The organism is Arcicella rigui, assembly GCF_034929435.1.
In the GTDB taxonomy this organism is placed as follows: domain Bacteria; phylum Bacteroidota; class Bacteroidia; order Cytophagales; family Spirosomataceae; genus Arcicella; species Arcicella rigui.
Genome location: NZ_JAYFUM010000022.1, coordinates 73,523 through 95,720, shown reverse-complemented (window position 1 = coordinate 95,720; position 22,198 = coordinate 73,523). Strand labels below are relative to the sequence as shown.

Genomic DNA, 22,198 nt, shown 5'->3' with positions numbered 1-22,198 from the left:
ATGAATACTTTCAAACTCAAATACGCCCCCCATTTTGGGACATTCGCTTCGGCAGGAAGCGACCTTATCGACCAAATTAAATACTCGGCCGACTTAGGCTTTACCGCTTTTGAAGACAACGCCTTTTCGGGCGTACCCATGCCCAATTTGATGGGCATAGGGATGCTCGGACAAACGCCTGAGTACTTAGATAAAATTGGCAAAACGCTTTCCGACTTAAATATGGAAATGGGAACGTTTGTGATGGGGCCTGTCAATTGGCCACCCAATGCAGCGTTTACGTCGGGTAAAGAGGAATTTAGAAATATCTTTTTAGACAAATGTCGTCAAGCCGTAGAAGTAGGCAAACGCCTCAACGGCAAATACGTCACCGTTGTGCCAGATGCCGCAGACCCTACGTTGCCGTATGAAATCCAAACGGCGAATGTACTGGAAAGCCTCAAAAGAGCCGCCGAAATTTTCGAGCCTCATGGCATGGTAATGCTACTCGAACCGCTCAGTTTTCCGCCACAAGTCTATCTGAAAACTTCGGCACAATGCTATTTATTGGCAAAAGCCGTGAATAGCCCTGCCTGCAAAATCCTGTTCGATTTGTTTCATTTACAACAAAACGAAGGGCATTTGCAACGCAACATAGATTTGGTTTGGGACGAAATCGGCTATTTCCAGATTGGCGATGTACCCCAACGTTTTGAACCCGGTACAGGCGAAATTAACCACGAGATAGTATTCAAGCACATTTATCAAAAATCATTGGCAACAGGCAAAAACTTCATTTTTGGCATGGAACATTACAATTCGGTGGCAGGAATAGCAGGTGAACAAGCCATGTTGGAAGCATATCAAAAATTAGATAATACTTTAAACTGATGCTATGAGTTTTTCATTCACAAATATAATTCAATTATGAAAACCGACATTCTAATAATAGGTTCTGGCCCAGTTGGGGCTACTTATGCACGAATTATTGCAGAACAAAAACCGCAAGCCAAAATCTTGATGGTTGATGTAGGACCAAAAGTTTCTGACGCCATTGGGCAACATGTAAAAAATATCAGCGACCCTAAAAAAATGGAAATGGCTCAAATCCTTTCACAAGGACCTAAAAAAACGCCATACCCCATGATTTCAGTAGCCGAACGAGCATTGGCTGTTCAACGTGGCGAATTAACGCCCGATGTTTTGGCTCGTGCAGGAACGCATTTGGTTTTAGACCAACCAGAAGAAATCAAGACAAACGAAATGCCTTCAATTTCTATGTCAACCAATGTTGGAGGTATGGGAATTCACTGGACGTGTGCTTGTCCAAGACCGGGAAAAGGCGAACAAATTACTTTCATTCCCGAAGATGAAATGGAAAAGGCTTTCACCGAAGCAGAAAAAATTCTACACGTCACTCAAAAAGCCTTCCCGATTTCGGAAGAAGGAGAAACGATTCTGGCTATTCTCAATCAAACCCTTGGCGATAAACATTCACCCAAGCGTCAGGCTCAACCTATGCCACTGGCTTGCAAAACCGACAGCGAGCATAACAGATATTGGACAGCCACAGATTTGATTTTAGGAGATACCCTCAATCATCCTAATTTTGAACTTCGCTCAGAAACCTTGTGTAAAAAATTATATCATCAAGACGGACGAATCACTGGAGCTGAAATTGTGTACCTACCTACACAAGAAAAAACTATCGTAGAAGCCAACATCGTCATTGTAGCAGCCGATGCACTACGCACGCCACAATTGTTGTGGGCATCGGGTATCAGACCCAAAGCCTTGGGGCATTACCTCAACGAACACCCATTTGTCTTTACTTTTGTTGAATTAGACAAAGATTTGGTGAAGAATCACTCACAAAATCCGAAAGTCGAGTGCGACCCCAGCCAAATCCGAAATCCGAAATCAAACGACCCAACCGTAGGCGTATTCTGGGTTCCTTTTGACGCTCCTAACCATCCTTTTCACGGGCAAATTATGCACATGGATTTATCGCCTATGAAAACAACCGTCACCGACGACTCAAAACATATCGTCGGTTTAGGCTGGGGATGCCTAAAAGAAGCAAATTTTGAAGATAAAATTGTATTTTCTGAAGTAGAAAATGATTATTTTGGCATGCCAAAAATGAATTTCAAATTCAAGTACACCGAAAAAGACTTAGAAGCCATCAATGCCGCAAAAGCATTTCAGCAAAAAGTGGTGAATTCATTCGGAAAAGAAATCAAAGACGGTGGACAAACTTTGATGCCTCCGGGTACTTCCTTGCATTACGAAGGTTCAACCAGAATGGGCATAGAAAACGATGGAGAATCCGTTTGTGATACTTATGCTAAAGTATGGGGATTTAATAATTTATTTGTAGGCGGCAACGGAGTTATTCCAATCGCTACGGCATCAAACCCTACGCTGACAAGTGTAGCTTTGGCGGTGCGTTCGAGCGAGCAAGTTATTAAACAAATTAATCAGTAAAACCATGAAAGAGAGCAGTCATATTCCGATCATAGATGCCAATCAGTTAATTACCAACTTGCATAAAGAATCGAAGAGTTTTATTGCTTTCACCACCAAAGTTCACTCCAATTTTCATATCAATCGTATCGAAGATTATATGAAAATTGTGGACTTCCCGACTCAATCCGACATTGTACCTCGACGAATCTCGGTTTATAGCTTCTTCTTTCTGACCAAAGGGCGAAGTATCAGAAGTAAAGGCTTAGATAGCTATGATTTCGGAGAAAATACTTTCTTTTTTCTCCCTGCATATCAGATTACAACGCACCAAGAAATATGCTTTGGTAGCGAAGGATATTACTGCCATTTTGATATGGAATTGTTGAATGTTGACTATAAGACCAAAGACCTAATCAATGAATTTACTTTTTTGGAATTCAACGCCAATCCAATTGTTATGATTGACGAAGAAGCCAAAATACGAATTATTCCTTTACTTGAAAGGCTCATTCAAGAGTACAAAGCTGGCGAAAATTGTAGGTTTGATATTTTAAGAATGTACTTGATAACGGTCTTTACCGAATTAAAAATATTTGTTGGTTCTTCTAAACCAAACATTTCTAATTCTGCTTTTCTGATTACCGAACAGTATAAAAAGTACTTATCGCAGTACATTTATGAAAAGCAAAAAACTACCGACTACGCTGAAATGATGGCGATTTCGCCCAATCATTTAAATAAATGTGTAAAAATGACTTTAGGAAAATCAGCCCATGATTTACTCAAAGAAATGCTTTTACTGGAAGCAAAATTTTTATTAAAACAGTCAGATTTGAATATTTCTGAAATTGCCTACAAAATAGGAAGAAATGAAATTAGCGACTTTGGGCGTTTTTTTAAAGCCCAAACAGGTATGACGCCCAGCGAGTACAGACTTACTAAATTGATGTAATTGTTTTGTAAATCATTTTCAGTACTCTACGAAAGTTTTAGATTTCAGAAATTGAATAATACTTCTAAAAAAATCGTTTTCAAAAGCTTGTCATTTTGGGACTGTTCATTAAACTGTGTCAATCTAATTTAGAACTTAAAAAGGTTTACTTTTACTTAGACACAATTTTATGGACACAACAGACACATTTGATTTTGAGACTTTTAAGCAAGAAGCGATAAAAGGTCTTTATTCTGGCAAACCTCTAACTGGAGAGAATGGTATTTTTGCACCGATGCTCAAACATTTTTTAGAGACGGCTTTACAGGGAGAATTAGACAACCATTTAGTTGCCAATAAATCTGAAGGTATTAACAATAGGAAAAATGGTTTGTCAAGCAAAATTATCAAAAGTAGTGGTGGTAGTTTTGAACTGGATACACCTCGTGATAGAGATTGTAGTTTCACGCCTCAAGTAGTTGCTAAACGTCAATTAGTTTTAACTGATACTTTAGAACGTCAAATTATTTCGTTATTTGGGCATGGGATGAGCTATTCCTCTATCAATGAACAGTTGGAAGAGCTTTACGGTTATCATCTCTCTGTAGGCGAACTATCAAACATTACTGATAGAATTATTCCTTTGATGAAGGAATGGCAATCCAGACCTCTTGCTAGAGTTTATGCGGTAGTTTGGATGGATGCAATGTTCTATAAAGTTCGTGTTGATGGGAAAGTCTGTTCCAGAGCCATGTACAGTGTAATCGGCTTAGGCTTAGATGGTAAGAAAGAAGTATTGGGAATATATCTTGCAGAAACAGAAGGACTGGGCGTCCCCGAGCTAAGTTCTGGCTTTCAGTACTTACAGACTTTAAACTAAGAGGAGTTGAGGATATATTAATCAGTTGTGTAGATGGTCTTAAAGGTTTCCCACAAGCCATTGAAGCGGTATTCCCTAAAACCCAAATACAGCTCTGTGTGGTTCATCAGATTCGTTATTCATCACGCTTAGTAGCAGACAAACATTTAAAAGAGTTCATTAATGATTTAAAGCTTATTTATAAGGCTAGTACTCTTGATATTGCCGAAGAATCCTTGGCGATGCTATCAGAAAAATGGAGGAAAACTTACCCAAAAGCCGTTGACACATGGACGAATAATTGGTCTAACATTTCGACTTATTTTCAATATTCTTCGGAAATAAGAAGGATAGTCTATACTACAAATACGATAGAAGGCTATCATAGACAGATTAGAAAAATCACTAAAACCAAGGGAGCTTTCACCTCTGATAATGCTCTTTTGAAATTAGCCTATCTGGCAATTCAAAATATGAATAAGGTTTGGAATACTACAACTAAAAATTGGAGGGACATCCTTGCAGAATTAATGATTACATTTGATGATAGAATTTCGCAAGTTGATTTATTGAGTTAGGGGGCTAGCCCCCTAACTCAATAAATCAACTGACACAGTTGAGTGAACACTCCCGTCATTTTGTGTTCAAATGCAAAGTGACAAGCTTTTTTGAAAAATACCCTTCCCTCCTCTTCAATTAAAATAATACTTCCAAAACCTTCTAAACAAAATACTTCATCCTAACGTTAGGCAAATAATCAACTGCCAAGAAGTAATTTCAGAGCAAAAGCCTTTTGTAGCAAAATCTCTTGATAATTAGCACTGTACGAAGGACTGTGAAATTATTGGGTTCGGATTTCGGGTGTCGGAAATCGTTTTTATAAAATTTTTGAAATCAGAAAATCCAAATCTGAAACAGCTTTAAAATTTTCGTACCTACTAACTGATAATAAACCGATTATTCATAAAGTAATTTAGCTAAAGGCTTAATATTTTGGCAAATATGACTTTTATCATTGCTTTCTTGCGTAATTTTGCAACATGATTGAAAGACCAATAACTGACTGGTTGCCTCTGACCAAAAAAGAGGTAGAAAAACGTGGATGGGATGAATTAGATGTAATTCTAATTTCAGGAGATGCCTACGTGGATCATCCAGCCTTCGGAACGGCTGTGATTGGGCGTATCATCGAAAGTGAGGGTTTCAAAATTGCCATTGTGGCACAGCCCAACTGGAAAGATGATTTACGTGACTTTAAAAAATTAGGAAAACCAAAATACTTTTTTGGCGTAACGGCTGGCTGTATGGATTCGATGGTGAATCATTATACTGCCAACAAACGTTTGCGTTCAAACGATTCATACACGCCCGGTGGCGAAGCAGGCTATCGTCCCGACTACGCTACTACGGTTTATACCAAAATCTTAAAAGAACTCTATCCAGATGTTCCCGTACTGATTGGCGGTATTGAAGCATCCCTTCGCCGTGTTACTCATTACGACTACTGGCAAGATAAATTGTTGCCAACGATTCTTTATGATTCGGGTGCTGATATGTTGGTGTACGGCATGGGCGAACAGCCTCTTCGTGAATTGTTACGTTTGGTAAAACAAGGAGTACCTTTAAATACCATTCGTAATGTAAACCAAATTGCCTACTTGCAACCAACCGCCGAGCCACTCGGACAATTTAATAATTGGGATACGGTAGAAATTTCAAGCCATGAAATTTGTTTGCAAGACAAAATTAAATACGCTGCCAATTTCAAAGTAGTTGAAGTAGAGTCGAACAAATGGCAAGCCAACCGAATTATTCAGAAAGTTGGCGATAAAACATTGGTGATTAACCCTCCGTTCAAAACAATGGAGGAAAAAGAAATGGATATTTCTTTCGATTTGCCTTACACTCGTTTGCCACATCCGAAGTATAAAAAAAGAGGACCAATTCCATCTTATGAGATGATTAAGTTCTCGATTAATATGCACCGTGGTTGTTTTGGTGGATGTAGTTTCTGTACGATTTCGGCACATCAGGGCAAATTTATTGCTTCACGAAGTGAAAAGTCGATTATGAAAGAGGTTGACCAAATAGTAAATCATCCAGAATTCAAAGGTTATATTTCAGATTTGGGCGGGCCATCGGCGAATATGTACAAAATGAAAGGAAAAGACGAGTCGATTTGTAACCGTTGCCAAAGTCCGAGTTGTATTCACCCTGTTATTTGTTCAAATTTAGATACTTCGCATACGCCTTTAACGGAAATTTACAAGAAAGTAGATGCCCATCCCGGCGTAAAGAAAGCTTTTGTGGGTTCGGGAGTACGTTATGATTTATTGGTGGACGATTTCAACAAAAATAACCAAGACCATAACCACGATATTTACTTAGAACAATTGGTTACTCGTCACGTTTCGGGTCGTTTGAAAGTTGCTCCAGAGCATACTTCCGACGATACTTTGAAAGTAATGCGTAAGCCTTCGTTTAAGTATTTCAGAAAGTTCAAGGAAAAATACGACAACATTCAGGCGAAACATAATTTGAAACAACCTTTGATTCCTTACTTTATTTCCTCGCACCCTGGATGTGAAGAAGTAGATATGGCAAATCTTGCTGCTGAAACAAAAGATTTAGGTTTCCAATTAGAACAAGTACAAGACTTCACTCCTACGCCGATGACGGTTGCCGAAGTGATTTACTATTCTGGCGTGCATCCTTATACTTTACAGCCCATCAAAACGGCAAAAACGAAGGAAGAAAAACAAAGTCAGAATAATTACTTTTTCTGGTACAAGCCTGAATTTAAAGACTGGATTCGCAAGCGTTTGCACAAACTCAATCGTCCAGATTTAGCCGACAGACTGTTAAAAAGCCAAAAACAAGCAGCCATTGATAAAATCATCGGAGAAAGTGAATCATCAAAAGCAAAACAAAAAAAGAGAAATAATTTTAAACGATAGACATTGATAGATATGAATTTTGAGTTTTGAATAATGAAATTTCATTATTTGAAATCTATTTTGTATCATTAAAAAACGGTCGGAAATTCATTTTTCTGACCGTTTTTTGATTTTAAAAGTTTAAGAAGATTCATGCTTCAAATATTCCTACACAATTATTTTAGAAGTTTAAAGTCGTTTATCAATTAATATTCACCATTTAAACTTCACCTTGTAATTCTTTCATTAAATCAACCAAAGAAATAGTTTTTACTCCTTCAGTAGAAGGGTAACTTTCTTTTCCGGGATAAACTACGTAGCGTTTTGTAGCTTTTATGTCTTCACAGCCCAAATAAAAACCTTTGGAAACCGTCGGTGCTAAAGAACGTTTTATTTCAATGGCATATCTTTCTTGATTGTTAATCTCAATGACTAAATCTATTTCTGCTCCTGCCGAAGTTCTATAAAACCAAAATGTTAGCCCTTGAGGTAAACAAGAAATGATATTTTCAATAACGAAACCTTCCCAACTTGCTCCAACAATTGGATGCCCCAACAAATCGTCTTGCGTAATAAGGTTTAGCAAAGCATGAGTCAGTCCACTATCACGAATATAGACTTTAGGCGTTTTGACTAACCTTTTCCCAACATTTCCAGACCACGGCAGTATAGTTCTAACAAGGAATAAATCTTCTAATAATTCAATGTATCGTTTTACGGTTGGAATGGTTATTCCCAAACTTGCTCCTAATTGTGCTGTATTTAATTGTCCTCCATGATGATGTGCCAACATTGTCCATAACCTGCGTAATGTTACCGCAGGAATCCTTGTTCCCAATTGTGGAATATCTCTTTCCAAATAAGTACTGATAAAATTTTGTCGCCATCTAAAACTTGCTGATTCTGTTTTAGCAAGAAAACTATCTGGAAAGCCCCCTTTCAGCCAAAGCATATCAATACTGTTTTGGCTTAGAGAGTTGACTTCTAAAGCTGTCAAACCTGTCAATTCTTTGTATGCAATCCTTCCAGCCAAAGATTCCGAAGACTGTTTCAAAAGGTCAAGTGATGCCGAACCTAAAATCAGGAATTGAGCAGTTCTGAAACCTTGCCTTCTTCTGCGGTCAATTACTCCTCTTAATATTGCAAATAATTCAGGTACACGCTGGATTTCGTCCAAAATAATAAGTTTTCCCTTATGTAATTCAAAATAGGCTTCTGGGTCATTTAACTTTGCTTGGTCAATAGGGCTTTCCAAGTCAAGATATATCGGTTCAGGGCTTAGCGATAAAGCTATCTCTTCCGCAAGCGTTGTTTTCCCAACCTGTCTCGGTCCTAAAATACTTACTGCTGGAAATTCTTCGAGCAATTCAATGATTTCAACTTGGCTATTTCTCGCAATCATCCTTGTAATTATAATATTGTAATTTATATTTGCAAGGACAAATATATTAAAATACTGATAATTAGTAGCCGAATGAACGAAAAACTACAAAACTAATCTTAACTAAAACAATCCAATACCAGACCAGCATTTTCAGTATCTCCTTTATCTCTTCTATCAACTCTCAATTTTATTTCTTTGATTTTTTTAATTAGAAAATCCTTCTTAAATTTGCTTAAATTTATTTAGTCTAAATAAACAAAATAATTATTAAAACAATAAATAAGTAGAAATATCATTGTTTTGTAATTAGATGTTATTTAATATAGATGGTTTAATGTAAGTTCAATTAAAAAAGAGGGTCAAATACAATTTATTATGAAAAAACTCATCATTGCAGCTTTAACGATTTGTAGTTTTGCTGTAAAAGCCCAAAAAAATACACTTTTAGAACAATCTTTTTGGAGAAATCAGCCAAGTGTTGAAGTCGTAAAAGCCGAAGTAGAAAAAGGTAATAATCCATTTGAATTTAATCGTATGACGATGGATGCTGTTGTGATAGCTATCAATTCAGGAGCACCCAACGAAACTATCAAGTACTTATTGAACCAACCAAAGCTTGAAGTAAACAGAAGTACACACGAAGAAAGAACTTACTTGCACTGGGCAGCCAACAGAGGAAACTTTGAAATTATGGAGGCTTTAGTGGAAAAAGGAGCGAAAGCAAATATTAAAGACGAAAACGGTGTGACGCCATTGGCTTTTGCTGCGATGGCTGGACAATTGAATGTTCAAGGCATTGAACTTTTTGTAAAAGCTGGTGCAAACCTTAAAAACGACCTTAACAACGACGGAGCAAATATTCTTTTATTGGCAGTTGCCAACGATAAAGACCTTGTACTTACAAACTACTTTATTTCCAAAGGTTTAGACATTAAGAGTAAGGATAAAAACGGCAATAATATTTTCAGTTATGCGGCCAGAGGTGGAAATATCAACATCTTGAAAGCTTTAATTCAAAAAGGAGTTGCTGTACCAGAAAACGCTTTACTGATGGCAGCTCAGGGCGGTCGTAGAGGAGCTGGTGCTACGCTTGAGGTTTTTGAATACTTAGAAAGTTTGGGTTTGAAACCAACAGCTACTACCAAAAGTGCTGAAAATGTTTTGCACTTTATTGTAAGAAAACCAAACCAAAAAGATATTATTGAGCATTTCTTGGCTAAAGGTGTGAACGTAAACCAAGCCGACGAAGAAGGTAATACTGTTTTTGCTTATGCGGCAGCTTCAAACAGAGATTTAGCTACTTTAGAATTATTATTGGCTAAAACTACGAATATCAACCAAGCCAACCAAAAAGGAGAAACGCCTCTTGCTTTGGCTGTGAAAAGTAATTCGCCAGAAGTGGTGAAGTTTTTATTAGATAAAGGTGCAGATGTGAAAGCGGTAAATACCAATGGCGAAAACTTATTGGCATACCTTGTACAAGCCTACCCAAGTAGCGAAGGAAGAGGTGGTTTTGGACCAAAACCAGAAGACTTTGATGCAAAATTAAAAGTACTTCAAGAGAAAGGTTTGTCGGTAGCTACGCCACAAAAAAATGGCAATACACTTTTCCATTTGGCAGTATTGAAAAATGACTTGGGTATCTTGAAACGTGTTCAAGCTTTGGGTATCGACGTAAACGCTAAAAATGCAGAAGGCATTACGGCATTGCACAAAGCGGCTATGATTGCAAAAGACGATAACATCTTGAAATACCTTTTATCAATCGGAGCGAAAAAAGAAGCTGAAACAAATTTCAAAGAAACAGCGTTTGATTTAGCAAGCGAAAACGAAACTTTAGCTAAAAATAAAATATCTATCAACTTTTTAAAATAAGTTAGTATTGAGAAAGTTGTGAATTGTGAGTTAGTGATTAGTATTTAAAATATTAATTATCGAATTTTTAAGGTAAATAAAGCCTGTGTCTAAATTGTATTGATTAATATGATAAATCATTTATTCACAATTCACTAACTCACAACTCACTATAATTCACTCAATCACAACTCACTAATTCACTCAATAACACATGCGTAATTTCTGTAAAATTGGCTTTTTTGTTGTGCTATTAAGCCTTGTTCAATCCTTTACTTCCTCAGCACAAACTACTAAGTACAAATGTATGATTCAGATGACCAATTACATGGGCGAAGGAGCATACATCGTGGTATCTATCGTGGACTCAAAAGGTGGTTACGACAAAACTTTGTACGTGTTGGGTTCTGATAAAAAATGGTACAAAACCCTCAAAGAATGGCATAAAGCTTACTTGAAAAAACCAAGTAACATCAGTGCTATTACGGGTGCTTCGGCAGCAGGTGGCGATAGAAGTGTGGTAGAACTTGAAATTGAAAATTCAAAACTGAATTCAAACTATAAATTACGCTTTGAAAGTGCGGTTGAAGACAAACCATATTATGTAAAAGACCTTGAAATTCCGTTGACTACGGATGGGCTTTCTGCTAAAAGCGAAGGCACAGGGTATATCCGCTACGTGCGTTTTAGTGCTAACTAATCAGGTATCAATCTATGACAATTTCAATCTGGAGATACAGCCACTTAATACTGGCTGTATCTTCTTTTTTATTCCTTGCTCTGGCTTCAATAACGGGTGTAATTCTTGCTTTTGAACCTATCGTCGATACAGTAAATACACATCAAGTTGCTGACTTTAAAAGTATTACTTTATCACAGACGCTTCCACAATTAAGAAAGAAATATCCTGACATTAGCGAGTTAAGTGTGGATGCTCATCAATCGGTCATCATCAAAGGCAGTAATATCGACGGCAACAATAAAGCAGTTTATGTAAATCCGCTTAATGGCAAAGTACTGGGCATTCCTTCGCCCAAAAATGAGTTTTTTCAGTGGACAACCGATTTACACCGCTCTCTTTTCATCCACGAAACGGGGCGTTTTCTGATTGGTTTAACGGCTTTTTTATTACTCCTTATTAGCATTTCGGGAACGATACTTATCATTCAAAGACAAAGAGGCGTAAAGCGATTTTTTACCAAAATCGTCAAAGAAAATTTTGCTCAATACTATCACGTAGTATTAGGACGCTTGTCGCTGATTCCGATATTAATAATTGCTCTGACGGGAACGTATCTTTCTTTGGTAAGATTTGAGCTTATCAAAAGTGAAAAAGTATCTTTAGACATAGACTTTGATGCCATCAAATCTTCGCCAGCACAAAAGCCCGAAGATTTTGCCATTTTTAAAAACACCAAACTGTCGGAAGTAGAAAGTATAGAATTTCCTTTTTCGGAAGACGTAGAAGATTATTATACTTTCAAATTGAAAGACAGAGAATTGGCGGTCAACCAAATTACGGGTGAAATTTTGGCAGAAAAACAGTATCCGACGGCTCAGTTATTGACTAATCTTAGTCTTGATTTGCATACGGGTAGAACGGGTTTTCTGTGGGCAATTGTTTTAGCAATTGCTTCTTGCAACATTTTGTTTTTTATTTATTCTGGCTTTGCGATTACTTTTAAACGAAAAGCAAAAGGCATCAAAAACAAGTACAGTGCCGAAGAAAGTAAATTTATTATTTTGGTAGGTTCTGAAAACGGAAGTACTTTACAGTTTGCTTCGTCGGTACATGAACAGTTGATTCAAAGCGGTGAAAAATCATTTTTAGCTGAAATGAATCAGTACCGAGTATATCCCAAAGCCGAACATTTATTGATAATGACAGCCACTTATGGCTTAGGCGACGCTCCGACCAATGCCCAAAAATTTGCTTCATTACTCACAAAATATCCACAACCAAATCCAATTCGTTTTTCAGTTTTAGGCTTTGGTTCGCACGCTTATCCAGATTTTTGTCAGTTTGCTTTTGAAGTAAATCAATTATTGAATCAGCAAAATTGGGCAAAACCTTTGGTCGGCATTCATACCGTTGCCGACAAATCCCCAGCCGACTTTGGTTTATGGGCTGAGGCTTGGACACAGCAAACAAACTTGCCTATTTCTTTGAAAATTGAAAGTCCTAAAGCAGAAGAACTAAGTACTTTAAAAGTGCTTCACCATACAAAAGATACTTTTTCGGAAGATACTTTTATGCTTCGCCTTACTCCACAAGAAAAAGTAAAAGTTACTTCTGGGGATTTATTGGCGATTTATCCAGCCAACGACCACCGAGAAAGATTGTATTCGATTGGATTGATTGACAAAGAAATTCAGTTGAGTGTTAAACTTCATCCCAATGGTTTAGGCTCAAATTATTTGTACAATTTGAATGTGGAAGAAACGATTTCAGCCAAAATTGTAAGGAATAAAGCTTTCCATTTTCCTAAAAAAGCAAGTTCTGTCATGATGATTTGTAACGGAACGGGCATTGCTCCTTTTCTGGGTATGATTAGTCAAAATAAAAAGCAGATTCCTTTACAGCTTTATTGCGGTTTCCGTACTCATACTTCTTTAGAAATTTACCAAGCATCACTCAAAGCATTTCAAGAAAATCAGCAATTACAACAACTGCATATTGCTTTATCCAGAGAAGGAACGAAACAATATGTGGGCGATTTAGTAAAACGAGATACCGAACAATTTGCCGAAGTGTTACAAAACAAAGGTGTCATTATGATTTGTGGCTCGCTGGCGATGCAAAAAGATGTAGTTGAAGTACTGGATACTATTTGTCAGGAAAAAATTGGAAAAAGTGTAAGCTACTTCCAATCGCATGGACAGATTTTGATGGACTGTTATTAATGGTGATTAAGTAAATTGTGAATTAGTGATTTTATCAATACTCATGGCATGACTGTTGGGTTCAAACAAAGCTGTGACTTTACAGGTTTACATAAACAAACTTATTTTCTCCCATCTTACAATAATAAGAAAATTCATTAACCAACACGACATGAAAAATCCCAATTTGCTTATTATTATCAATTTAATTGCCTTTATAGCTGTTTTGGTAATGAATACTTTAGCCAATTCTTTGCCTTTGAACGGACATACGCCGGGACAATTATCAGATATGTATCCCAACTTATTTGTGCCAGCCGGCATTACTTTTTCCATTTGGGGCGTAATTTACACTTGGTTATTGGTATTTATGGGCATACAAGTAGTGGCACTTTTTAGTAAGACGGTAAGCGAAAAAGTGTTTCCTTGGGTTTTGCGTTTAGGCAATTATTTTGTTCAAAGCAGTTTGCTCAACATCGCTTGGCTTTTTGCTTGGCATTGGCAATTGATGGGTTTATCGGTGTTGATAATGTTTTGTTTATTGGCTACACTACTCCATACAAGTATTGCTGTTGGTATCGGAAATGCTAAATACAATACCCAAGAAAAATGGCTTGTCCATGCCCCTTTCGGGATATATTTGGGTTGGATTTCCATTGCAACCATTGCCAATATCACCGCTTTTTTAGTCAGTATCAAATGGCAAGCTTGGGGAATATCTGAATTTCATTGGACTACTACCATGATTATCATAGGCACAGTCATTGCCCTTTTTGTGGTAGTAATTCGTAATAATATTTTTTATGGGATGGCAGTCATTTGGGCTTTAATTGGCATTACTATCAAAAGAGAAAACATAGCAGACCCTATCTCAATGGCGATTATTCCATACACAGAAGTTTGTATCATAGTCTTGATAATAGGCATTGTTTTCCGTTTGAAGAAATGGCTGAGTTATTGAGCGAATGAGTGATTGAATGATTTGAGATTTTTTAGCCCTTGTTAGTAACCATAATGACAAGGGTTATTTTTTTCACTGCAAATGGCAGAAAGGAAATTCAGTCTATCTTTTTTTTCCTCCGAATTGGAGGAAGAAATTTCAGCGTAGCATTTTGTCGCTCCGAATTGGAGGAAGAAATTTCAGCGTAGCATTTTGTCGCTCCAAGTTGGAGGAAGGAATTTCAGTGTAGCATTTTGTTGCTCCGAGTTGGAGGAAGGAATTTAAGTGTAGCATTTTGTTGCTCCAAGTTGGAGGAAGGAAAATACCGTTTAATAAATTCTGAGAAAGAAAGCTATTGTTGAGTTTTTATCTTAGAAGGTAAAGGCGTATTTTAGGAGAAGTGTTTGTTATTCGTTTCCAATTACACAGCATTAGGATATAAATAGCACAACCAGCAGTAGTAATAACGCAAAACAATACAAAAAGTACGACAAAACTTTCGCATATTAGCGAGTTAACTACAAGCAAACCGAGAGACTACAAATGACAAACGACCCAATTTTAAATAGCTTTTTAGACAGAAAATTTAAAGGAAATAAAACTTTTAAAATTGACAAGCTTATTGAAAAAATAAAAACAGGCGAAAATATTCCAAAAGGAACACTTGTAATTATGGCTTCGGGTGACACTCAATTAAGACTGAAAATTTTAGAAAAAGAAACGCCAAACAAAGGATTCTCAACGCCTTTAATTTTAAATGAATTTGCAAAGAGTAAAAACATTACACCTAATTACTTGCATTGGTATTTAAGTTTGAAAGAAGTTAGAGAATATTTAAGCACTTATTTAGTTGGGACGGTTTTTTTAAGAATACCAAGAAAAATAATTGAGGGTATTTTGATTCCAGTTCCTTCACACAACTATGTAGAAACAAAAGCAACAGAAGTAATAATTAAAAAAGAAAATTCTATATTTCAAGACTTAATAAATCAATTCTACAACGACTACCTATTAAATGTTAAAAATGAAAGATATGCAACCGCAATAATATTAGCAGGTGCAGTAACGGAAGCAATTTTATATCAAGTGTTATTGGAACAAGACATTGACAAAAAAAAATTAGAAGACGACAGAAGTTTGGGATTGGGAAAAATGATTACCTATATTAAATTATTAAAACTTGATAAAGAATTTAATATTCCTGTAACTCATTTGACAGATTTACAAGGCAAAAGAAATAAAGCCGTTCACGTAGGACTTGCAGTAAAAAATGATAAAGGTTTTGACAAGTCGGATTTAGAATGTTTTAATCAAATAATTAAACACTTTGGAATTTAAAAAAATTACCAGCAGCTAAAAATGGTTTTGCGTCAGGTGGGCGGAAGTGCAAAATTCAACTGCAGTTTTTCAATTGAACTTTAGTAATAAAACCAGCTTTTGTGCTTCGATTTCCCACCCGAACGCAAAGTCCCGAACCGTTATGGGCAAGGCTAAAAGACAGACAACTTGAAAGCAAAAATATTCTCACATAGACAACTTATTGGGACGACAGATTTACAAGTCGGTGACGAAAGTATGGGCGAAATTTTCGGAGAATTTACTCCGACAGAAATATACTTTGACAAAATGCAGAAATATGTTTGGGAATTTTGGCAAACAAATAAACCAGACTGTCAAAAGTGGTATTCTTTGCGACTAAATGTTCAATTAGAAAATGGAGTTTTTCTCCTTCCTCAAGGTGGCTATACAATTGGCGACATTAAAGAACTACCTAACGAACCTAAACGTATTGATATAGCAGGAGTAGACAATAAAATTCTTCAAGACTTTTTACAAACTAACCCTCCAAGACCTTTTGTTGAAGAACCTTGGAACGAATTACAGATAGAACAGAAAATTGCATTTGAAGACGAACTAAAAAAGGAATTAGGCATAAATGAGAAATCATTCCTTAACATTATCAGAAAACCTGAGAAACACATTTTGTTTGACAGTGAATTTTCTGCTTTTTGCCACGACCAAAGAAATGACGATGTTTTGTTTGAAATTAGGAAACCCAAATTTGAAAAGCAATTTGCATTAGTTCATTTAACTTGGACAAATAAAAAAGAAAAAGAAGATTATCCTAACACGACTTTTTATTCAGACTTTGATGACTTTAAATATTCAAGAATGTATGCTGACAAAGCTGTTGCCGTAGCCCTTGTCTCCACGGGCTAAAATTATTGTCCGTGAAGACACGGACAACGGTATAAAATGCCTACCGCTAATAAGGGTTACCAAACTGATACGAATATCAAGTAAATATCACTTATACATTTCTTAATATTACTAAATTTTAAAACTAATTTTAAGTTAAAAAGGGGAAGGCTGAAAACCATTTAGAGTAGGCAACAAAATAAAATTATGGATTGGTCATTTGAAAATGTTGTTACAACAGAAGAAGAACTTCGAGCTATTTTAGGACATCCTAACGAAATAGTTACTCGAAAAACAATCAATTATATTGATGAGAATTGCCGAAGCTTTATTGAAAATTCTCCATTTATAACTATTGCTTCTTCTGATTTGAATGGCAATTTTGATGTATCACCTAAAGGAGACCTTGCTGGCTTTGTAAAAATATTAACTGATAAATTATTATCTATTCCTGATAGACCCGGAAATAAGAAAGCTGATACTTTTACTAACATACTTCAAAATCCGAACATAGGTTTGATTTTTTTGATTCCAGACGTTAGAGAAACATTGAGGGTAAACGGCACGGCTAAAATAGTTACAGATAAAAAGGTTTTAGAGTTATTGATTTGTGATGGTAAACTACCATCATTTGCTATCATTGTAGAAGTCAAAGAAGCATTTATGCACTGTTCTAAATGTATGATTAGGTCAAAGCTATGGAATAACAATAGTAATTCAACTAAGGTTTCTGTTCCTTCTTTAGCAAAATCAATGGTAGAACATACTAAACTTGACATCACATTGGAAGAAATGGATGATTTGATAAAAAATGACGAAAAAACGAATTTGTATTAAAACGATCTCTTACAGATACAAGTGTTAAGCAAAGCGTCACTTATACCCCTATATCTAATATTTGTTTTGAAACTAAAATTTTAAAAAATCCAAGCCACTGGCTTGAATCAGTAAATATGTTGCAAAGATGGGGCTTTAGTACAACTTTCTTTTTAAGTGTAGATAACATAATTTTGCGTCATGGACATTTACAACAAGAACGGCAGATTTATTTCAATCCTTTCGGATTATGGTTTTAAGGCAACATTTGGAAATGAGGCAGACACAACATTTCTCAAAAAGGCTTTACAAGCCTTGATAAATTCGCCTGTACCAATAAAATCGGTTGAGTTTGTCAAAAATGACATTTCTGCAATCACTATCGACAGTCGAAGTGGAATTTATGATATTGCTTGTGTTGATGAAAACGACAATCATTTTATTGTTGAAATGCAGTTGAGTGAGTACCCAGAGTTTATTCAACGTATGAAATTTTACGCATTACATCGCTTCAATACATTAGTAAAAAAAGGCGAATACAAATTTGAAAATCTACCAAGGATTTACTGTATTGGTATTTTAGCAAAAAGCATTTTTCCTCAAATTACTGATTATCATAATATTGCCATCCTTCGTAACATAAAAAATGAAACTATTGACGACCAAATGGCGTTTGTAACGGTAGAACTTGACAAGTTCAAAAAGGATGAAAATGAAGTAATAACCGATTTGGATAAACTGATTTATACAATGCAAAACTTACATACAGTTACCGAAACATCACAGTTCCCAACCTTTTGGAACGAAGATTGGTTAAAAAAGGCTATTTCAGAGGTGGACATCCGTAACATGACACCTGAACAAAAGTTAGCCTACGAAATGGCAATTTCAGCGAATGCTCTGGCTGTCAAAAATGAGAATAAAAAAATAGAAGAGGCTAAAAGAACACTTATAATAGAAGCTGTGACCAAAGCATTGAAGCGTGGAAAACTCAGTATTGAAGAAATTGCAGAAGACAATAATGTGACAATTGACTTCGTACTTTTTGTTCAAAAAGAATTATCAGATAGCCAATGATGAAATAGTATAAAACACTTGTTTGCAGCGTTCTAATCAGCCCCCACTATTCCAAGTTGAAAAACTTGGAACAATAAATAAAATTCAGACTTAGTCTGCAAATAGTATTACTCCTTCACATGATACTTTGAAACATCAATATTGGGTGTCGAGAAAATTGTGCCTTTGTCGGTAATCAAAATAGCTTGATAGTCTGGATATTTTTTGAGGAGTTTTAAGCCTGCTTTTTTGCCTAAAACCATGATAGAAGTACTAAAACCGTTGGCGGTTTCGGCACTTGGACCTAATACGGTTACGCTACAAAGTCCTGTGGCAGGATAGCCCGTTACGGGGTTGATGATATGTGCATATCGTTTGCCATTGAAAACCACAAATTTCTCATAACTTCCCGAGGTCACTACGGCACTTTTTACCAATGGAATAATGGCAAAAATGGTATCTTTTTTCATGGGATTAGTAATCCCCACCGACCACGCTCTGCCGTCTGGATGTTTTCCCCAAGTACTCATATCGCCCGAACCGTTTACAATGCCTGCTTTGATGCCTTTTGCCAACATCATTTCTCGGCATCTGTCGGCGGCGTAGCCTTCGCCCAATGCTCCAAAGCCAATTTTCATGCCTTTACGTTTCAAGAAAATGGTAGAGTTTTCTTTGTTTAATTCTATGTTTTCGTAACCTACTTTTTCCACTGATTTTTTGATGGCTTCGGGGCTTGGCATTGCTTTCATTGAACCGTCGAATTTCCAAATTCTGTCCATTGCCGCAAAGCTAATGTCAAAAGCTCCGCCTGTAATTTTAGAGAAATGAATTGCTCGTTCCGTCAAAGCAAATACTTCTGCATCTACTTTCACTGGCTTGATGCCTGCATTTCTGTTTACTTCTGATACTTGTGTATCGCTTTTCCAATCGGAAATTAGGTTTTCGATTCTGGTGATTTCGGCAATTACGCTATCAATATTATTTTCTGCCGACAAAGTATCGTTGGCGACAATCGTAATATCAAAGCGACTGCCCATTAGTTTAACTGCTCTTTTACGAAGTACCTGAGCAGAAGTATTGAAGCTAACAATGAGGACTAAAAAGAAAAGTATTTTTTTCATTAGGAAAAAATAAGTGTCTGCTGACTGGTAATTTCAATAACGTACAAGCCACAAACGTCTTATTTATTTAGATTGATTTTAAATTAATCATCAAATTTAATATCAATTTTCAATCTAATTACCTTTTGCTATTATTTAAGCATTAGATTTTTGTCAACTTTTCGGAACATAAGCCCCGATGGATACTTTACGATGACGCAGGTATTTATAGAGGGTCATTTTAGAAACGCCTATTTCTAAAGCAATTTGATTAACGCCCATTTTTCCTTCTCGGTAATAGGTTTCTGCCAAAATTGCTTTTTGTTCGGCTTCTTTGGTCATGCCTTGTCTTCGTCCGCCTTTTCTACCTCTGGCTCTGGCGGCTTCCAAGCCTGCTTTGGTTCTTTCTCTGATTAAATCTCGTTCAAATTCGGCAAAACAGGCTGAAATGTTAAAAAACAAACGTCCTTGAGGCGTAGTGGTGTCGATGGCATCGCTGATACTTTGAATCCCTACTTGTTTTTCATTCAATTGAGCCACTACTTCTAATAAATGTTTCAACGAACGCCCTAATCTATCAAGTTTATAAACCACTACTATATCGCCTTTTCTAATCTGACTTAGCATTTTTGATAGCTCTACCCTATCGGTTTTTGCTCCCGAAGCGGTTTCTGTAAAAATAATTTCACAGCCAGCTTTGTTGAGGGCATCCGTTTGTAAGGCTAAATTTTGGTCTTTAGTACTAACTCTTGCGTATCCTATTTTCATGAGTGGCTTTTTGATGATTAATTTTTCTTGAATCTATACAAGTACGGTGCTTTGTTCTGAGCCCCCGTAAACTTCTTTTCGAGTCGCTCTAAAACATTGAGGTCGAGCATTTTTTTCTGAAAATTACTTGGCGTAAAAGCTTTATCATAAATGGCTTCGTACAGTTCTTGTACTTCACGCATCGTAAATGTTTCGGGCAATAAATTAAAACCAATCAGTTTTTCGTCAAGATGTTGGCGAAGTGCCTCAAGAGCAAAATGTAGAATTTCATTATGGTCATACACCATTTGTGGAATGTCCTTAAAACTTCTCCATTCCAAAAATTCATCAAATTCGCCCTTTTGCGGATGTACTTTGTTAATATCTACCAAAGCATAAAAACCTATACACACAAATCTACTGGTAATCCATGCGGTTACTTCTTCATCAAAACGTTCGGCATCGAAAAGTGGTAATTCCTTTTTCATTACTTCATTGAACGGACTGCCCACGATACGGTTTTCGTCGCCAAAAACCCTAAACTGCTCTAAATAGATATTTTCTAAATTGGTTCTTTCTTTCAGAACCCTTGCGGCGGCTTGGTCGATACTCTCTGTTTTTTTGATATAACCACCGGGCAAAACCCAACTATCTTGTCCAAATTTGAATTTGGAAATCAATACTTTCAACTCTTTCTGCTCGTACCCGAAAATCACAGAATCCATCGAAAGCTGAGAGATATAATCCTCAATCTCAAATTTCTTCATTAATGCTAATTTTTATCTAATCTTTTATACAAAGGTAAGATGAATACTTGTATTTCTAATCGCTACAAATACTCATACAGGATAATGCTTCAAGGGTAAGGCATAACACAAATTTTATGGCAAAAGACGGACAGAGTAACTTTACTTATGATTAAGGTTTTTAGAGAAAGTTGAAGGTCAATGGAAATTAGTGGACCAGTCGGTTCACACAATCAAGAAGTAATAGTAATATCAAAAAAGACTGCCATTATTGAGCAGTCTTTTTTTTTACTTCGATACTTTTAAATCTCTAAAATAACCTTCCGTTCCTACATCTACAAAAAGCCCCAATGCTCCTGAAGTATTTTCGCCTAAAGGTTCGTTGACGATTAAAGAAGGTTGTGTGTTATCATTGAGAAACAATTTTGCTTGCTTGCCTTTTACTACGATTTTGATAGTTATCCATTCGTTCAAACCCATATCGGCATAAGATTCGTACATTTCGGGCTTTTCTTTTCTAAGACGATTGAATTTAAAGTCAGGAAAAGAAAAATACTGAATCGAATGATTACGGCGTACTTGGTCGTCGGCTCTGCCGTTGGTCGGGCGAATGTAAATACAATCGAATTTTGAGTTATCGGCATTGATATGATACGCTAAACCAATAAAGCCACGGTCGGAAGGTGAAGCCGTTTTTAATAATCTACTCAATACTTTTACTTCAATTGTTCCTTCTTGAAAATCAATATTTTTGATACGTACAAATGTGGCTTCATCTACTTTCTTCACCGCCGAATCTTTCACAACTTTTAGTACTTTTATTCCATTGAGTTTCTCAAAAGACATTGATACTTGATTGGCTATCAAATTATTAGGTTCTAAACTGACCGTTTGAGCCAAAAGGTTTTGATATAAAAAAAGGGTAAAGAGTAATATCTGTAAATTTTTCATCTTTTAGATTAACAATGTTTTTTTACTTATAAACGCCTTTATTTCTTCAAAAAAGGCTCAATACTTGCCCAAGTTGCAGGAAAGTTTTCTAAAAAACAACCGTGTTTTTAAAGGCTTGAATACTGTTTTCAATAATGTTCTTTATTGAGTTTTTTGTCACCATACATAACACTTACCATACCAAAATTCAATTCAGCTAAAATATGTATTGTAAATTAGTTTTGGCTGAAAATAAAAAATAGAGCCACTTAAAATCCATTTTTTGACTATACTCACCCCTTTCGGCGTAAAAAACCCAACGAGTATTCAAGTTCAGGCATCCAAAATGAACTGACAATGTATGACTTC

At 36.3% G+C, this 22,198-nt stretch carries 17 protein-coding genes and 1 pseudogene; 13 read left to right on the top strand and 5 right to left on the bottom strand.

Going from position 1 to position 22,198, the window contains the following annotated elements; translation table 11 throughout:
• The 5 genes and pseudogenes from VB248_RS17655 (at position 1) to VB248_RS17635 (ending at position 7,195) form a co-directional block, all read left to right on the top strand.
• Entirely contained in the window at positions 1 to 870 is an 870-nt protein-coding gene (locus tag VB248_RS17655; RefSeq protein ID WP_323298137.1) for a TIM barrel protein, read from the top strand.
• Positions 871 to 906: 36 nt separating this feature from the next.
• Positions 907 to 2,466, top strand: coding sequence for a GMC oxidoreductase (locus VB248_RS17650; protein WP_323298136.1), 1,560 nt, complete (start codon positions 907 to 909; stop codon positions 2,464 to 2,466).
• 4 nt (positions 2,467 to 2,470) lie between these two features.
• Complete coding sequence (locus tag VB248_RS17645; RefSeq protein ID WP_323298135.1) at positions 2,471 to 3,400, top strand: helix-turn-helix domain-containing protein; 930 nt, start codon at positions 2,471 to 2,473, stop codon at positions 3,398 to 3,400.
• A 169-nt stretch (positions 3,401 to 3,569) separates the two neighbouring features.
• Positions 3,570 to 4,816 (top strand): annotated as a pseudogene (locus VB248_RS17640) (IS256 family transposase).
• 462 nt (positions 4,817 to 5,278) lie between these two features.
• Complete coding sequence (locus tag VB248_RS17635) at positions 5,279 to 7,195, top strand: YgiQ family radical SAM protein (protein ID WP_323298134.1); 1,917 nt, start codon at positions 5,279 to 5,281, stop codon at positions 7,193 to 7,195.
• Positions 7,196 to 7,394: 199 nt separating this feature from the next.
• On the opposite strand, the gene VB248_RS17630 is transcribed toward VB248_RS17635, so the two are convergent.
• Positions 7,395 to 8,576, bottom strand: coding sequence for an ATP-binding protein (locus VB248_RS17630; RefSeq protein WP_323298133.1), 1,182 nt, complete (start codon positions 8,574 to 8,576; stop codon positions 7,395 to 7,397).
• A 357-nt stretch (positions 8,577 to 8,933) separates the two neighbouring features.
• Here VB248_RS17630 and VB248_RS17625 point away from each other — a divergent pair, with 357 nt between their 5' ends.
• The 8 genes from VB248_RS17625 to VB248_RS17590 all read left to right on the top strand — a co-directional run bounded on the left by VB248_RS17625 (position 8,934) and on the right by VB248_RS17590 (position 18,327).
• The gene (locus tag VB248_RS17625) at positions 8,934 to 10,433 is read left to right on the top strand and encodes an ankyrin repeat domain-containing protein (RefSeq protein WP_323298132.1); all 1,500 of its coding nucleotides are present in this window, start codon (positions 8,934 to 8,936) and stop codon (positions 10,431 to 10,433) included.
• A 193-nt stretch (positions 10,434 to 10,626) separates the two neighbouring features.
• Positions 10,627 to 11,112, top strand: coding sequence for a DUF2271 domain-containing protein (locus tag VB248_RS17620; protein ID WP_323298131.1), 486 nt, complete (start codon positions 10,627 to 10,629; stop codon positions 11,110 to 11,112).
• 14 nt (positions 11,113 to 11,126) lie between these two features.
• Entirely contained in the window at positions 11,127 to 13,316 is a 2,190-nt protein-coding gene (locus VB248_RS17615; protein ID WP_323298130.1) for a PepSY domain-containing protein, read from the top strand.
• A 151-nt stretch (positions 13,317 to 13,467) separates the two neighbouring features.
• The gene (locus VB248_RS17610) at positions 13,468 to 14,256 is read left to right on the top strand and encodes a hypothetical protein (protein ID WP_323298129.1); all 789 of its coding nucleotides are present in this window, start codon (positions 13,468 to 13,470) and stop codon (positions 14,254 to 14,256) included.
• Between the two features lie 522 nt (positions 14,257 to 14,778).
• Positions 14,779 to 15,573 (top strand): restriction endonuclease subunit S domain-containing protein, encoded by a 795-nt coding sequence (locus tag VB248_RS17605; RefSeq protein WP_323298128.1) that lies wholly within the window; start codon positions 14,779 to 14,781, stop codon positions 15,571 to 15,573.
• 168 nt (positions 15,574 to 15,741) lie between these two features.
• Positions 15,742 to 16,455 (top strand): hypothetical protein, encoded by a 714-nt coding sequence (locus tag VB248_RS17600; protein ID WP_323298127.1) that lies wholly within the window; start codon positions 15,742 to 15,744, stop codon positions 16,453 to 16,455.
• A 186-nt stretch (positions 16,456 to 16,641) separates the two neighbouring features.
• A complete protein-coding gene (locus VB248_RS17595) occupies positions 16,642 to 17,271 on the top strand; it encodes an MSMEG_1061 family FMN-dependent PPOX-type flavoprotein (protein WP_323298126.1) in 630 nt (209 codons plus the stop codon).
• A 180-nt stretch (positions 17,272 to 17,451) separates the two neighbouring features.
• Entirely contained in the window at positions 17,452 to 18,327 is an 876-nt protein-coding gene (locus tag VB248_RS17590; protein WP_323298125.1) for an Rpn family recombination-promoting nuclease/putative transposase, read from the top strand.
• 107 nt (positions 18,328 to 18,434) lie between these two features.
• On the opposite strand, the gene VB248_RS17585 is transcribed toward VB248_RS17590, so the two are convergent.
• The 4 genes from VB248_RS17585 to VB248_RS17570 all read right to left on the bottom strand — a co-directional run bounded on the left by VB248_RS17585 (position 18,435) and on the right by VB248_RS17570 (position 21,850).
• On the bottom strand, positions 18,435 to 19,427 hold the full coding sequence (locus VB248_RS17585; protein ID WP_323298124.1) for an FAD:protein FMN transferase: 993 nt from the start codon (positions 19,425 to 19,427) through the stop codon (positions 18,435 to 18,437).
• A 153-nt stretch (positions 19,428 to 19,580) separates the two neighbouring features.
• Positions 19,581 to 20,174 carry a recombinase family protein gene (locus tag VB248_RS17580; protein ID WP_323298123.1) on the bottom strand — a complete coding sequence of 198 codons (594 nt, stop codon included), beginning with the start codon at positions 20,172 to 20,174 and terminating at the stop codon, positions 19,581 to 19,583.
• A gap of 17 nt (positions 20,175 to 20,191) precedes the next feature.
• A complete protein-coding gene (locus tag VB248_RS17575; protein WP_323298122.1) occupies positions 20,192 to 20,920 on the bottom strand; it encodes an NUDIX hydrolase in 729 nt (242 codons plus the stop codon).
• 267 nt (positions 20,921 to 21,187) lie between these two features.
• On the bottom strand, positions 21,188 to 21,850 hold the full coding sequence (locus VB248_RS17570; protein ID WP_323298121.1) for a LamG domain-containing protein: 663 nt from the start codon (positions 21,848 to 21,850) through the stop codon (positions 21,188 to 21,190).
• Positions 21,851 to 22,198 lie beyond the last annotated feature (348 nt).